The following is a 14,377-nucleotide window of genomic DNA, read 5'->3' as shown; positions in this document are numbered from 1 at the left end:
GCGACCCGGGGGCGGTGCGCCACCGCACGGGTCCCGGGGTGCGGTGGCGCGATCCGGCGGGGATCGGCCGGGGCGCGGATCAGCATGCGGATGAGACTTTGCGAGGCGCGCCCGCCCCGCTCACGGTCGTGCGAAGGCGACGTCGCCGCCGACGGCGGTGAGGTGGACGGTCGCGTCGCGGACAGCCAGCGCGTGCTCGAACAGGGCGGCCTCACTGTCGTACTCCCCTGTGAAGCCGCTGCCGCCGTCCGCGACGAACGGGTCGACGTCGATCGCGATGAGATCCGCCGCCATGCCCGGGGCCAGAGTGCCCACGCGGTTCTCCAGCCCGGCGGCGTGGGCTGCTCCCGAGGTGTGGGCTGCGATCGCGTCCCACGCCGGGATCCTGCGCTCAGGCTGGAACACCGTGGTCGGGTCGCCGTCGATGTGCGCCCGCGTCATCGCCGCGTAGATCCCGGCGAACGGGTCCGTGGGCTCGACGGGGCCGTCGGAGCCGAAGGCGACGGCCGCGCCCGCGGCGGCCAGGTCCTTCCAGGCGTAGGCGGCCAGACGGGGGTCCGGACGGAGCGACTCGAGCAGGTGCAGATCGGAGATGCAGTGGCGCGGCTGCATCGACGCGACGATCCCCAGGGACGCGAAGAGCGCGACCTCCTCCGGGCGGACGAACTGCGCGTGCTCGATCCTGTGCCGCAGGGGGCGGCGGTGCCGCTGCTGTGCGCGCGACGAACTGTCGCGGGTGCGGGCGAACGCGCTCAGCACATGGTGGTTCGCCCGGTCGCCGATCGCGTGGACGGCCAGCGCGATCCCGGCCTCCAGCGCCTGTTCGATCTGCTCGACCAGCAGGTCCTCGCCGGCGATGGGCAGACCGTAGTTGGGCAGGTGGTCCTCGCCGGGCCGGGCGGGGAACGGGTCCGTCATGAAGGACGTCTGCGAGCCCAGCGCGCCGTCGGAGAAGAGCTTGAGGCCACCGCGGACGAACCAGTCGTCGACCTCCGGCGAGTCCCATGGCAGCACGACCTGGGGTTCACCGGCGGTGCGCGTCCGGCCCAGCTGGTCGCCGGTCCGCCACCCCTCCGCCCGCGCCCGGTCCAGCTCGTCCAGGCGCAGGTACTTGACGACCCGGAGCAGCAGACCGTCGTCGGCTCGCAGCGCGTCCCACGCCTCCTGCGAGGGGGCACCGTCGATGTCGTGGACGCCGGTCAGCCCCTCCGCCAGCCACTTCCGCTGCGCCGTCAGCAGATTCTGGGCCCGCTGGTCCAGCGACAGCGCGGGCATGCGCCGCTCCGCGATCGTCGCGGCGTCCTCGCGCAGGATGCCGGTGGCACGACCGGACCCGTCGCGCACGATCTCTCCGCCCACGGGGTTGGGCGTGCGGTCGTCGATGCCCACGGCCTCGAGCGCCGCCCCGTTGAGCCACAGCGTGTGGTAGTCCACGGACCAGAGCGCGACCGGGCGGTCCGGCAGCGCCGCGTCCAGGGCGACGCGGTCGGGCTGGTACGAATCCCCGCGCCCCATGTCCCACGTGTTCGAGTCCCAGCGTCCGCCGGTGACCCACTCGCCCGGGCCCAGCGCGGCCGCGTGGGCGGCGACGGTGTCCACAGCGGCACGCAGGCTGCGCACCTGCCGGAGGTCGACCTCGGCGATGGTGTTCGCGGTCGAGATCGCGTGGAGGTGGGCGTCGATGAGGCCCGGGAGGACGACGCGGCCCTCCAGATCCACTTCCTCGAGCGCCCCGGTTCCGGCCCGCTCCCGCAGCTCCGCCGTCGTGCCCGCCGCGACGACGCGACCGTCCTGGACCAGCAGCGCCTCTTCAGCCGGGCCCCGATGCGCGTAGACACGCCCGTTCGCGAAGAGACGGTGACGGGCGGGCACGGCGGGCACGGCGGACTCCATCCTCTTATCGAACCACAGCCCGGCCCGGATCCGCCGTGACGCACCTCATGTGGAGTGCGTCTCTTTTAGCGAAGCCCGGCTTTACCTAATGCGTTTCGCTCTGCACACTAGGAGGCAAGGCTCAGCTCACTAAGAGACTGCGCTCAGGCCGACCGGCCGCGGTTCGCCCCGGGGCGGGCGCGTCGCGGCCGTCCCCTGTCTACCGGAAGAAGGAACACCACCATGCAGCGACAGAATCGCCTCGGCGTCGTCCTCGCCTCGTCAGCAGTCCTCGCACTGGGCCTCACCGCGTGCGGCTCGGGCGACGCGGGTGAGCAGGGCTCGGAGGACGCCGCCGCGAGCGGCGAGACCGTCTCCGTCGAGACGAACGACGGCGCCGTCGACGTCGCCGTGCCGCCGCAGAGCGTCGCCGCCTTCGACAACCGCACCTTCAAGCTGCTGGACGACTGGGGCGTGGAGCTCTCCACCGGCGCCGTCTCCCTCATGCGCGCGGACCTCTCCTACAAGGAGAACGACCAGATCCTCGACACCGGCAGCCACCGTGAGCCCGACCTCGAGGCGATCGTCGAGGCCGCTCCGGACACGGTCATCATCGGTCAGCGCTACGCGCAGTACAAGGAGGACATCGCGGAGCTCGCACCCGACGCGGCGATGCTCGACCTGGACGTCCGTGACGACCAGCCCTTCGGCGACGAGCTCAAGCGCCAGGTGACGGAGCTGGGCAAGGTGTTCGACAAGGAGGACGAGGCGCAGGCGCTGGTCGACGAGTACGACGAGGCCACGTCGCGCGTCGAGGCCGCCTATGACTCGGAGGACACCGTCATGGGCGTCATCACCTCCGGCGGCGACATCAACTACGCCGCGCCCGGCACCGGTCGCACGCTGGGCCCGGCCTTCGACGAGCTGGGCCTGACCCCGGCGCTCGAGGTCGAGGACGCGTCCGAGGACCACCAGGGCGACGACATCTCCGTCGAGGCCATCGCGGACTCGAACCCGGACTGGATCCTCGTCATGGACCGCGATGCGGGCGTCAGTGCGAACTCCGGCGAGGAGTACACGCCTGCGGACGAGCTCATCGCGGACTCCCCCGCCCTGCAGAACGTCACCGCCGTCTCCGAGGGCAACATCGTCTACATGCCCGAGTTCACCTACCTGGACGAGGGCCTCGTGACCTACACCGAGTTCTACAACTCGATCGCCGACGCGATGGAGCAGGGCAACTGAGCGCAGACCCCGCACCGCAGAGCGCGGCGGCGAGCCCCACCCCGGACATCGTGTCCGGGGTGGGGCCGGCCGACCGCGCTCCGCGGCGTTCCCGCCTCTTCACCTGGCCCATGGTCGTGGGCCTCCTGGTCGTGGGCGGGCTCGTCGTCGCCAGCCTCTTCGTGGGCCAGTACGACATCTTCGGAGCGGAGGACGGCGCGCAGATGTTCGCGATCACCCGCATCCCCCGCACCATCGCGCTGGTCCTGGCCGGTGCTGCGATGGCGATGTGCGGTCTCGTCATGCAGATGATCACGCAGAACAGGTTCGTCGAGCCCACGACCACGGGCACGACGGAGTGGGCCGGCCTGGGACTGCTGCTCGTCATGATCGTCGCGCCGGGCTCCCCGCTGGTCGTCAAGATGATCGTCGCGGTCATCACCGCCTTCATCGGCACATCGATCTTCTTCGCGTTCCTCCAGCGCATCACCCTGCGGTCCTCCGTCATCGTCCCGATCGTCGGCATCATGCTGGGCGCCGTCGTGGGCGCGGTCTCCACCTTCATCGCCCTGCAGACGGACATGCTCCAGAGCCTGGGCATCTGGTTCGCGGGCTCCTTCACCGGCATCATCCAGGGGAAGTACGAGCCGCTGCTGGTCGTCATCGTCGTGGTCGTCGCGGTGTTCGTCGCCGCGGACCGCTTCACCGCGGCCGGTCTGGGCGAGGAGTTCTCCACGAACATCGGGCTCGACTACCGCGCCGTGGTCCTGCTGGGCACCGGCCTCATCGCCATCGCGACCGGCATCGTCACCGTGGTGGTGGGCAACCTGCCGTTCCTGGGCCTCATCGTCCCCAACATCGTGTCGATGTTCCGCGGCGACGACCTGCGCTCGAACCTGCCGTGGGTCGCCCTCACCGGCATCGCGCTCGTGACGGTCTGCGACCTGCTGGGCCGCACCATCATCGCGCCGTTCGAAGTTCCGGTCTCCCTCATCCTCGCCGTCGTGGGCGCCGTCGTCTTCATCGCCCTCATCGTGCGGCGGAGCTGAGCCGCACCCGCGACAGGCACCCCTCACCTGCACCGTCCCCCACGGAAGAATCCCCCATGTCAGCCATCACCCGCCAGGAGACCTCCGGTCCGCACCAGGACCGGCGGCACGACCCCGTCGCCTCCCGCGGCGGGCTGTTCGCGGAGACGGACGCCCACCGCCGCTCCGGCGCCCTGCCCTCACGGCGCGCCGCGCTGCGCTACTGGATCGTCCTGGCCGTCCTCGCGGTGCTGGCCGCGGCGTCCGTCCTGGGCACCCTGGCGTACGACAACCCCATGGAGTTCGGCTCGCGCGGATTCTGGCTCATCGCGCAGATGCGGGCGGAGAGCATCATCGTCATCGTCGTGGTGGCGTTCTGCCAGGCGATCGCGACGATCGCGTTCCAGACCATCACGAACAACCGGATCCTCACCCCGTCCGTCATGGGCTTCGAGTCCCTCTACCGCCTGGTGCAGACCTCCGCCGTCTACGTCCTGGGCGCCGCGGGGATCACGTTCCTGACCGGAGTGGGGCAGTTCCTGCTCCAGATCGCCCTCATGGTGGGCTTCGCGGCGCTCCTCTACGGCTGGCTGCTGGCCCGGCGGGGCGGGAACCTGCAGATCACCCTGCTGGTGGGCATCGTGCTGGGCGGCGGCCTGGGCGCCGCGGCGACGTTCATGCAGCGGCTGCTCACCCCCAGCGAGTTCGACATCCTCACCGCCCGCCTCATCGGTTCGATCGCGAACGCGGACACGGACTACCTGGGCTGGGCGATCGGACTGGCCGGCGTCACCGGGATCCTCCTGTGGGCACAGGCTGGGCGCCTCAACGTCATGGCGCTGGGCCGGGACACGGCCATCAACCTGGGCATGGCCCACCGGCGGCAGATGATCGTCGTCCTGCTGCTGGTCTCCGCCCTCATGGCGGTCTCGACCGCACTGGTGGGCCCCCTGACCTTCCTGGGCTTCCTCGTCGCGATGCTCGCCTACCAGCTGGGCGACACGTACGACCACCGCCTGCTCTTCCCCCTGGCCTGGCTCATCGGCGTCGTCGTGCTGGCGGGCTCCTACTTCATCCTCAAGCACGTCTTCTACGCCGAGGGCTCCGTGGGCATCATCATCGAGGTCGTGGGCGGCACCTTCTTCCTCGTCTACATCCTCCGAAAGGGCCGCCTGTGATCACCCTCAGCTCCGTTCTGCGCCGCTACACCTCCGAGGTCGCGATCGGCCCCGTCAACCTGGAGATCCAGCAGGGCGGCATCACCGCGCTCGTGGGACCCAACGGCGCGGGGAAGTCGACGCTGCTCACGATGATCGGGCGGCTCATGGGGATGGACGCCGGCTCCATCACGGTCGCGGGGCTGGATGTGTCGAAGACTCCGTCGAAGGAGCTGGCCAAGACGATCTCGATCCTGCGCCAGGAGAACCATTTCGTCACGCGGCTGACGGTGCGCCAGCTGGTGGGCTTCGGCCGCTTCCCGCACTCCGGCGGCCGGCTCACGGTCGAGGACGAGCGGATCATCAGCCAGGCGATCGACTTCCTGCACCTGGGTGAGCTGGAGTCCCGCTACCTGGACGAGCTGTCCGGCGGGCAGCGGCAGCGCGCGTACGTCGCGATGGTGCTGGCGCAGGACACGGACTACGTGCTGCTGGACGAGCCGCTCAACAACCTGGACATGCAGCATTCCGTCCAGATGATGCAGCACCTCAAGCGCGCCGCCACAGAGCTGGGGAAGACGATCGTCATCGTGCTCCACGACATCAACTTCGCCGGTCACTACGCGGATCACATCTGCGCGCTCAAGCACGGCGAGGTCGTCGCACTGGGGACGCCGGAGGAGATCATGGTGCCGGAGACCCTGTCCGCGATCTTCAACACCCCGATCGACGTGATCGACGGCCCCCGCGGCCTTCTGGCCTGCTACTTCTGAGGAGCAGCCGCCGGCCCCTCAGCCGCGGGCCAGCAGCACCTCGAACCGCTCGCGGGTGTCGGCCACGACCGTGAGCTCGGGTGCGGGTGCGACGTCCCCGGTCCCGGCCTCGGGCGCGCTCCCGACCGCAGTCCCGGCGTGCAGCCCGGCCTCGACGTCGTCCCCCGCCGTTCCCCGTGCCGCTGTTCCTGCCGTCTCCTCGTCCGGCACCGCGATCGTCGCCCCCGTGTCCGCGCGCAGGAACGAGTCCGCCCGGCGGTGGACGAAGCGTCCCGCGCACTGGGCGATGTAGGCGCCGCCGGCGTAGTCGTAGACGCCCAGGCCGCGCTCGTAGTAGGCGTTGACGCGGCCCTCGGCAGCCATGCACAGGTCGATCGCCGCCGAGCCGCACCGCCGCACGTCGTCGAAGTCCTCCATGACGCGGGCCAGCGCGGCCAGTTGCACGGCGCGCCGTTCCGCTGCGTAGCCGAACCCGGTCGCGACGACCCTGCCCGAGGCCGGAGCCCCTGACCCATCCAGCTCCCGTGCCGCTGCGGTCGGGTCCGTGAGGATCGCCAGCGGCGCGGCCCACGCGCGGCCGTCCACCGCGAACCAGACGCGGTCCAGCAGGGGTGCGGCGACGAGGCCCGCGACCCAGCCGTCGTCCGGTGACGCGGGGTCCGCAGAGGCCAGGCGGACGCCCACGGAGAAGCAGAAGTGCTCGATGCCGCGGACGAAGTTGACCGTCCCGTCGATGGGGTCGACGTGCCACACGAGGGCGGCACCCGGGTTCGCCTGCGACCGGAGGCCGGCCCCGGCCTCGGCGGCCTGCACCAGCAGCTCCGCGACCTGCTCGCCTCCCTCGACGTCCGCGAGCGCGCGAGCGGCTGCGCCCTCCTCGCCCACCATCGTGTCGCCGGGCCGGCGGACGGTCAGGTGGTGGCGGACCAGGGCCTCGATCTCCGCGTCCGCGGCGGTCACGAGGTCGTTGCCGCCGTCCTTCGCATCGACGGTCGCGGCGGTGAGCCGGTCCGCCCAGGCCAGCATGCGCTGGGTGGCGATGAGGGCGGTCTCCCGCGCGACGTCCAGGACGGGATCTGCGAAGAGTGGGATCACGCCCTCATCGTCGCACGTCCTGTGCGACGATGGCCTCACACGCCGGTACGCGCGCACAGTCGCACGCACTCCGACCCACTGGTCGGGCCCGCCGGCCGACTGAGAGGAGCCCCCGTGAACGGTGCCGATTCCCTGCTGGCCACGCTGGAGCACAACGGAGTGACGACGTGCTTCGCGAATCCCGGAACCTCGGAGATGCACTTCGTCGCCGCCCTGGACGGGACGCCCGGCGTCCGCGGCATCCTGGGCCTGTTCGAGGGCGCCGTCACGGGCGCCGCGGACGGCTACGCCCGCATGACGGACGAGCCCGCAGCCACCCTCCTGCACCTGGGGCCGGGCATGGCCAACGGCCTGTCGAATCTGCACAACGCGCTGCGCGCCCATTCCCCGGTCGTCAACGTGATCGGCGACCACGCCAGCTACCACCGCGCGCTCGACGCGCCGCTCACCAGCGACATCGAGGGCACCGCGCGTCCGTTCTCGCACTGGGTGCGCACCTCGATCGACGGGCAGGCGCTGTCCCACGACGTCGCAGACGCCATCACCGTCGCCCGCCGCGGCCAGGTCGCCTCCCTCATCCTCCCGGCCGACGCCGCCTGGAACGACCTGTCCGCACCCCCGGCCCCGTCCACGGCGCAGCCCGCACCGCTGCCGGTGGTCGACGCCCCCATCGCCGAGGCCGCGGCCCGGGCCCTGCTGGACGCGGGCTCCCGCGGTGCGATCCTCCTGGGCGGACGCACCCCGCGCGCGGATGCACTGGCGGCGGCGGGCCGGATCGCGCAGGCGACCGGGGCCTCGGTGTTCACGGGGACCTTCGCTCCCCGGGTGAGCCGGGGTGCCGGGCGGTTCGCGGCGCAGAAGCTGCCGTACTCGGTCGATGAGGCGCAGCAGGTGCTGGCGCAGTTCGACACGATCGTGCTGGTGGGCGCGAAGCCGCCGGTCGCGTTCTTCGCCTACCCCACGAAGCGCAGCCGCCTCGAGGCGCCCGGCACGCATCTCATCGACCTGACCCCGGAGACGACGCGCGCGGACATCCCGCTGCAGGCGGTGCTCGACTCGCTGCCGCAGGCGGCCCGGACGAAGGCGGCGGAGGCGCAGCCGGTCGACCTGGACCTGCCGCAGCGCCCCACCGGCACCATCACCCCGGAGAAGCTGGGCGTGTTCCTGGCGGAGGCGATCCCGGAGGACGCGATCGTCGTCGACGAGTCGATCACGACGGGCCGCACCTTCCCGGAGGCCACGCAGAACGCGCGGCCCCACGACTGGTTCAACCCCACCGGCGGATCGATCGGGTGGGCGCTGCCGGTCGCCACGGGCGCGTCGATCGCGTGCCCGGACCGGACGGTCATCGCGCTCGAGTCCGACGGGTCCGGTCTCTACATGCCGCAGACGCTGTGGACGCAGGCCCGCGAGGGCGTGCGCGTCGTGACGCTCATCCTGGCGAACCGGAAGTACCAGATCCTGCGCAACGAGATGAAGAACGTGGGCGTCGAGGTCGTGGGCGACACCGCCGCGACCCTGCTGGACATCGACCGGCCCGTCATCGACTGGGTGTCCGTGTCCCGCGGCTTCGGCGTGCCGGCGGAGAGCGTCGAGACGATGGAGGACCTGGCGGCGGCCTACGATCGCGCCCTGGCCGCCGAGGGCCCGGCCCTCATCGAGGTCGTGCTGTAACGGGGGTTCCGTTCCAGTGCGGGGCGTCCGTCCCCAGAGTCCTCTCCCGCACCGCGATTCCCGCTACCTCACACTTCTCTCGCGAACCGCAGGAATACTCGCATGCACAACGCGAGAGAAGTGCGAAGCAGAGTGGCATTCAGACGCACTGCTGCGTCGGGTGTGCCGCGGGCGTGGGGTCCCGTCAGCGGACGGGACCCACCGTCCACTGCGGCAGCTCGTGGCCGGTCCATGCCGGCGGCACGTCCTCGCCCGCCTCCTCGTCGGCCTCCGCGTCCTCGAACGTGGGGTGCACGCGACCGTGCGCGTGGTGGACGGGGGAGTAGATCGAGTACAGGCGCAGCGGCTCCGAGCCGGTGTTGATGACGTCGTGCCACACGCCGGCCGGGACCTGGATCGACCAGTCGTCGGAGACGTCCTGCTGGAAGTTCAGCTGGTCCTCCGCGGGTCCCATGACGCAGCGGCCCTGGCCGCCCTCGATCCGCAGGAACTGATCGTTGTCCGGGTGCACCTCGAGGCCGATCGACTGCCCCACGGGGATCGACATGAGCGTGACCTGCAGGTGGCGTCCGGTCCACACGACACGGCGGTAGTCGTCGTTCGCGAGCGTCGCCTCCTCGATGTCGAAGGCGTTGGGGTTGGGGCCGTTGTCGATCATGTCCATCGTGCGCGTCCTCCCTGTCATGAGCGGCGGGCGGCGCCGCGCGCGTGCGGCGGACCCTCCGTTATCTTCAATGACTCAAGACTAGCGCGACGGCGCGTGTTCCGATAGCGAGGCCCGCATACCCTCACCAGCCGTCTCACGCAGCGGAGTCCAGTCCCTTCTCCCGCAGCCGCTCCCGCTGGTTGGGGTTGGTCGACGGCCGGAACGGCATCGGGACGACCTCCGCCTCGACGGGCGTGCCGGGGGTCTCCGCGTAGACGTCCGGCAGCCACACCCACAGCCGGGTGCCCAGTGCGGTGCGCAGGCCCGCGAGCTGCAGCGAGAACGGCGGACGACCGTCCTCCAGCGCGGCGCGCGCCGCCTCGAGTGCGACCCGGCCCACGTAGTCGCCGGGCTTGTCGCGCGGCACCTGGTAGCCCAGGTCCACCTGGAACGGCAGCGTCTCCGCGTCCATGTCCTGTCCCCACGACAGGATCCCCGCCGCGATCCGGCGGTGGTGGGGGGGGGGGCGATCCGGCCCACGTCTACACGTTCAACGAGATCGAGCGCACGGAGGCGTGGCTGGCCTCCGGCGAGGACTGAGCGTGCGGACCCGCACGGGCGGGTGCGGGTCCCGCCCTGTCCTCCTGCCCGGTCAGTCGCCGGCGGCGGACAGGCTCGTGAGACCGCGGGCCAGCTCGGTCGCCTCGCTCACCAGAAGGCGGCCCAGCTCGTCGATGCGTGGGCTCAGGCGCACGGAGGGCCCGGAGATCCCCAAAGCGGCCAGCACCGCACCGCCGGGACCGCGCACCGGTGCGGCGACCGCGTCGAGGCCCTCTTCGAAGTCTCCGTGGGTGATGGCGTAGCCGCGTGTCCGGATCGCGAGCGCTTCCTCCTCCCGCGCCACCTCGGACACGAGCACGCCGTCCGCGCAGCGTGCCAGCGGTCCGGACGGCAGGTCGAGGACGCCGTAGGCGTGGAGGACCAGACCCAGCGCCGAGCAGTGCGAGGGCACCTCGATGTCGACCCAGTTGGTGGCACCCAGCACGTACTGCGAATCGACCTGCGCCGCGTGGACGACCCGGTCGCCGCTGGGCAGGCCCAGATTCACCGTCTCACCGGTCTTCTCCCCCAACCGTTCCAGCGTGGGGGCGGCAGCCGCGGCCAGCGCCTCCGTCCGGTCGAAGCGGGCGGCGTACGCGGCGAACAGCGGCCCGCCGCGGTAGCGTCCGTCCGCCATCCGCTCGAGCAGCCCGTTCTCGTGCAGGGAGGTGAGCAGGCGCGAGACCGTCGACCGGGCCAGGCCCGACTGCTCGACCATCTCCGTGAAGGACACCGGCGTCGATGCGTTGATGATGAGGGTCAGGAGTGCCGCAGCGCGGTCGATCGACTGCATGCCCTGGCTCATCGGGCTCCTCACGAGAACGGCGGTGGTGTCCGCCACATCCTACCGAGGCCCCGGTCCCGCGAACGGGACCGGGGCCTCGGCGGCGGTGCGCACGGGCCCACGGACCGGCCGACCCTGGCGGGACCCTCCGTGCGCCCGGGCGGGGCTCAGGCGGCGGTGCGGCCGCCCTCGCGCACCGTGCGGTCGATCATGAACCGCTGGTACGCCTCGACCGTGAACGAGTCCGGCAGGTCGTCGCCCAGCGCGCCCCAGCGCAGCAGGTCCGCGGAGTCGCAGAAGTGGTCGAGCGGGTTGCGCGAGGTGATCGCCAGCTCCTCCGCCACGTAGCGGTCCACCAGAACGCGGGTGAGCACGCGACCGTTGTCCATCTTCACGCCGCGGCGGATCCACTGCCAGATCTGCGCGCGGGAGATCTCGACGCTGGAGACGTCCTCCACGAGGTGGTCGACCTTGAGCGCTCCCTTCCCGGACAGCCACGCGTCCAGGTAGGCGAGGCAGGCGCGGATGTTCGTGCGCACACCCTCCTCGCTCACGTGCTCACGCAGGTCCTCCGGCGTGGGCAGCCCATCGCGGGACAGCAGGTCGGCCGCCGTGATCTGACCGCTCTCGCCCGAACCCGTGGTCGCGGGGATCCGCTCGATCTGGTGGTCGGCATCGCCCAGCACCTCCTCGAAGGCCGTGCGGGCCACCGGAATGAGGGTGGGGTGGGCGACCCAGGTGCCGTCGAAGCCCTGCGCTGCCTCCCGCTCCTTGTCGTGGCGCACGCCCTCCTGGGCCGCCGCGGTGAGCTCCGGGTCCTCCCGGTCGGGGAAAGCGGTCGCCATGCCGCCCAGCGCGTGGACGCCGCGGCGGTGGCTCACGTCGATGATGCGCTGCGCGTAGTGCGTGAGGAACGGCAGCTCCATCGTCACCTCCTTGCGGTCCGGCAGGAGGAACGTCGGGTCGTGGCGGAAGGCCTTCGTCATGGAGAAGATGAAGTCCCAGCGACCGGCGTGCAGGCCGGCGCAGTGGTCGCGCAGCTCCCAGACGATCTCCTCCATCTCGATCGCCGCACCCACCGTCTCGATGAGGACCGTCGTGCGCAGCGTGCCGGGCTCCAGGCCCAGGAGCTGGCGCGAGCGCTCCAGGAGGCGGTTCCACCAGCGGGCCTCGGAGGCACCTTCGATCTTGGGGATGCAGAGGTAGGTGCCGCTGCCGCGGGCGGCCAGCTCGGCCGCGTTGTGGAACACGTACAGGCCGAAGTCCACCAGCGACGCCGAGGCCGCGGTCTCCGCACCGTTCCGGTCCACGTACCGCAGGTGGGCCTCGGGCATGTGGAGGCCGCGAGGACGCACGACGATCGTGGGCTGAGCGGCATCGGGGCGGCGGCTGGAGCGCTGCTCGTAGTACTTGCCCACCCGGGTCACGTGCTTGAGGCGGTTGCGCACGGCCGCGCGCAGGTTCACCTGGCCCAGCACGACGTTCCTCCAGGTGGGGGACATCGCATCCTCGAAGTCCGCGAGCCACGAGTCTGCATCGGAGTTGAGCGCGTTGACGGCGGTCCGGCCGTCCGGTGCGCCGGTGATCTCGACGCGGCGGCGGGACAGGCCGGGCGCGCCCTCGTGGCCGATCGCCGTCCAGCTCGCATCCTCGCGGATGTGGCGGGTGTCCTCGCGGTGGGTCGGCAGCTCGCCGCGGGCGATCGCGCGGTGGCGCGGCTCGCGGTCGGCCAGGAGGACCCGGCGCTCCGTGAGGAACTCGGCGTGGAGGGCTGCCAGGAAGTCGAGCGCCTCGTGGGTGAGGACGGTGTCGAACGTGGGCTCCATCGGGCCGGCGACAACCATGCGGCCGCCTGCGGCCCGAGCGGACATGGACGGGTTCAGCTCCTGCGATGCGGGTGCCGTATGGGTGGACATGGTGACTCCTGTGCGAGTGGTGCGGGGAAGGGGAACGTGCGGGAGAGTGCGAGTCAGGGTGTGAGTCGGGTGGGCGGATGAGGAAATCGGCCGGCCCCGCGCAGGGAAACCCCAGAAACCCTGCGCCGGACCGGCCGATCCGCCTGTCCCGGATCAGCCGACTGGCTCGGTCGACTGATCCGGGCGGTGAGGTGTCCGACCTGTCGGCCGGGACCTCGGCTTGTGGCTCAGCTGGAGAACTGAGCGGACTCGGTCGAGTCCTTGAGCGCGGTCGTCTGCGAATCCGGGTTGACGGCGGTGGCGACGAGGTCGAAGTAGCCGGTGCCCACCTCGCGCTGGTGACGCGTGGCCGTGTAGCCGCGGTCCTCGGAGGCGAACTCCTTCTCCTGCAGCTCGACGTACGCCTTCATCTGCTCGCGGGCGTAGCCGTGAGCCAGGTCGAACATCGAGTGGTTGAGGGAGTGGAAGCCAGCCAGCGTGATGAACTGGAACTTGTAGCCCATCGCGCCCAGCTCGCGCTGGAACTTCGCGATCGTCGCGTCGTCCAGGTGCTTCTTCCAGTTGAACGACGGCGAGCAGTTGTACGCGAGCATCTGGTCCGGGTACTCCGCGTGGACCGCCTCGGCGAAGCGCTTCGCGACCTCGAGGTCCGGCGTGGAGGTCTCCATCCACAGCAGGTCCGAGTAGGGAGCGAAGGCCAGCGCGCGGTCGATGCAGGGCTCGATGCCGTTCGTGATCTTGTAGAAGCCCTCGGCCGTGCGCTCACCGGTGACGTACTTCTGGTCGCGCGGGTCGATGTCGGACGTCATGAGCGTGGCGGCCTCGGCGTCCGTGCGGGCGACGACCAGGGTGGGGACGTTCTCCACGTCCGCCGCCAGGCGGGCCGTGTTGAGCGTGCGGATGTGCTGCGACGTGGGGACGAGCACCTTGCCGCCCAGGTGACCGCACTTCTTCTCCGAGCCCAGCTGGTCCTCGAAGTGAACGCCGGCCGCACCCGCCGCGATCATGCCGCGCATGAGCTCGTAGACGTTCGCGGTGCCGCCGAAGCCGGCCTCCGCGTCCGCGACGATCGGGGCGAACCAGTCGTCGACCTTGAGGTCGCCCTCGGAGCGCTCCACCTGATCGGCGCGCATGAGCGCGTTGTTGATGCGGCGGACGACCTGCGGAACCGAGTTCGCCGGGTAGATCGACTGGTCCGGGTAGGTCTGACCGGCGACGTTCGCGTCCGCCGCGACCTGCCAGCCGGAGAGGTAGATGGCCTTGAGGCCGGCCTTGACCTGCTGGACGGCCTGGTTGCCGGTCAGCGCGCCCAGGGAGTTGACGAAGTCCTCGGTGTGGAGGAGGTCCCACAGACGGTCGGCACCGTGGCGGGCCAGCGTGTGCTCCTCGATGAGGGAGCCGCGGAGCTTGACGACGTCCTCGGCGGTGTAGTCGCGGGCGATGCCCGACCACCGGGGGTTCGTGGCCCAGTCGCGCTGGATGGCCTGTGCGTCGTGGATGTCCTGCTGCGTCATGCGTCTGTCTCCTTCTGGGGTGGGCCGCGGCCGGTCCTCCGTGCTCCGCCGGAGCGGTGCTGCGTCGTATCGGTGCGGCGGGGTGCTGCGTTGT

General features: G+C 71.1%; 12 protein-coding genes. 5 read left to right on the top strand and 7 right to left on the bottom strand.

Annotated elements, in window-relative coordinates; translation table 11 throughout:
- Window positions 1–120 precede the first annotated feature (120 nt).
- A complete protein-coding gene (locus tag HGBR_RS06590; protein WP_026077394.1) occupies window positions 121–1,881 on the bottom strand; it encodes an amidohydrolase in 1,761 nt (586 codons plus the stop codon).
- Window positions 1,882–2,115: 234 nt separating this feature from the next.
- On the opposite strand from HGBR_RS06590, the gene HGBR_RS06585 reads away from it, so the two are divergent.
- The 4 genes from HGBR_RS06585 (at window position 2,116) to HGBR_RS06570 (ending at window position 6,054) form a co-directional block, all read left to right on the top strand.
- On the top strand, window positions 2,116–3,117 hold the full coding sequence (locus tag HGBR_RS06585) for a siderophore ABC transporter substrate-binding protein (RefSeq protein WP_019158542.1): 1,002 nt from the start codon (window positions 2,116–2,118) through the stop codon (window positions 3,115–3,117).
- Between the two features lie 110 nt (window positions 3,118–3,227).
- Complete coding sequence (locus HGBR_RS06580; protein WP_083882794.1) at window positions 3,228–4,145, top strand: ABC transporter permease; 918 nt, start codon at window positions 3,228–3,230, stop codon at window positions 4,143–4,145.
- Between the two features lie 56 nt (window positions 4,146–4,201).
- Entirely contained in the window at window positions 4,202–5,302 is a 1,101-nt protein-coding gene (locus tag HGBR_RS06575) for an iron chelate uptake ABC transporter family permease subunit (RefSeq protein ID WP_019158540.1), read from the top strand.
- The gene (locus HGBR_RS06570) at window positions 5,299–6,054 is read left to right on the top strand and encodes an iron ABC transporter ATP-binding protein (protein WP_019158539.1); all 756 of its coding nucleotides are present in this window, start codon (window positions 5,299–5,301) and stop codon (window positions 6,052–6,054) included. Before HGBR_RS06575 ends, HGBR_RS06570 begins: the two co-directional genes overlap by 4 nt.
- 18 nt (window positions 6,055–6,072) lie before the next feature.
- Here the strand turns inward: HGBR_RS06570 and HGBR_RS18750 are convergent, their stop codons facing one another.
- Window positions 6,073–7,149, bottom strand: a complete 1,077-nt coding sequence (locus tag HGBR_RS18750) for an inositol monophosphatase family protein (RefSeq protein WP_019158538.1) — start codon at window positions 7,147–7,149, stop codon at window positions 6,073–6,075.
- A 114-nt stretch (window positions 7,150–7,263) separates the two neighbouring features.
- Between HGBR_RS18750 and HGBR_RS06560 the strand changes: the two genes are divergently transcribed.
- The gene (locus HGBR_RS06560) at window positions 7,264–8,823 is read left to right on the top strand and encodes an acetolactate synthase large subunit (protein WP_019158537.1); all 1,560 of its coding nucleotides are present in this window, start codon (window positions 7,264–7,266) and stop codon (window positions 8,821–8,823) included.
- A gap of 184 nt (window positions 8,824–9,007) precedes the next feature.
- Here the strand turns inward: HGBR_RS06560 and HGBR_RS06555 are convergent, their stop codons facing one another.
- The 5 genes from HGBR_RS06555 to aceA form a co-directional block, all read right to left on the bottom strand.
- The gene (locus HGBR_RS06555; RefSeq protein ID WP_019158536.1) at window positions 9,008–9,487 is read right to left on the bottom strand and encodes a cupin domain-containing protein; all 480 of its coding nucleotides are present in this window, start codon (window positions 9,485–9,487) and stop codon (window positions 9,008–9,010) included.
- 136 nt (window positions 9,488–9,623) lie between these two features.
- Window positions 9,624–9,941, bottom strand: coding sequence for a hypothetical protein (locus HGBR_RS06550; RefSeq protein ID WP_019158535.1), 318 nt, complete (start codon window positions 9,939–9,941; stop codon window positions 9,624–9,626).
- 180 nt (window positions 9,942–10,121) lie between these two features.
- Window positions 10,122–10,874 (bottom strand): IclR family transcriptional regulator, encoded by a 753-nt coding sequence (locus HGBR_RS06545; RefSeq protein ID WP_019158534.1) that lies wholly within the window; start codon window positions 10,872–10,874, stop codon window positions 10,122–10,124.
- Window positions 10,875–11,020: 146 nt separating this feature from the next.
- Window positions 11,021–12,769, bottom strand: a complete 1,749-nt coding sequence (locus HGBR_RS16795; protein WP_019158533.1) for a malate synthase — start codon at window positions 12,767–12,769, stop codon at window positions 11,021–11,023.
- Between the two features lie 227 nt (window positions 12,770–12,996).
- Window positions 12,997–14,283, bottom strand: coding sequence for an isocitrate lyase (gene aceA, locus HGBR_RS06535; protein ID WP_019158532.1), 1,287 nt, complete (start codon window positions 14,281–14,283; stop codon window positions 12,997–12,999).
- Window positions 14,284–14,377: the final 94 nt, after the last annotated feature.

The organism is Brevibacterium senegalense, from assembly GCF_000285835.1.
GTDB lineage: Bacteria > Actinomycetota > Actinomycetes > Actinomycetales > Brevibacteriaceae > Brevibacterium > Brevibacterium senegalense.
This window is presented reverse-complemented; position numbering and strand designations above follow the sequence as displayed.

Bases quoted from the DNA above. Each gene is read 5' to 3' on its own strand.
- HGBR_RS06555 (WP_019158536.1), bottom strand. From the start codon at position 9,487: ATGGACATGATCGACAACGGCCCCAACCCCAACGCCTTCGACATCGAG.
- aceA (WP_019158532.1), bottom strand. From the start codon at position 14,283: ATGACGCAGCAGGACATCCACGACGCACAGGCCATCCAGCGCGACTGG.
- HGBR_RS06575 (WP_019158540.1), top strand. From the start codon at position 4,202: ATGTCAGCCATCACCCGCCAGGAGACCTCCGGTCCGCACCAGGACCGG.
- HGBR_RS06580 (WP_083882794.1), top strand. From the start codon at position 3,228: ATGGTCGTGGGCCTCCTGGTCGTGGGCGGGCTCGTCGTCGCCAGCCTC.
- HGBR_RS06545 (WP_019158534.1), bottom strand. From the start codon at position 10,874: ATGAGCCAGGGCATGCAGTCGATCGACCGCGCTGCGGCACTCCTGACC.
- HGBR_RS16795 (WP_019158533.1), bottom strand. From the start codon at position 12,769: ATGTCCACCCATACGGCACCCGCATCGCAGGAGCTGAACCCGTCCATG.
- HGBR_RS06585 (WP_019158542.1), top strand. From the start codon at position 2,116: ATGCAGCGACAGAATCGCCTCGGCGTCGTCCTCGCCTCGTCAGCAGTC.
- HGBR_RS06550 (WP_019158535.1), bottom strand. From the start codon at position 9,941: ATGGACGCGGAGACGCTGCCGTTCCAGGTGGACCTGGGCTACCAGGTG.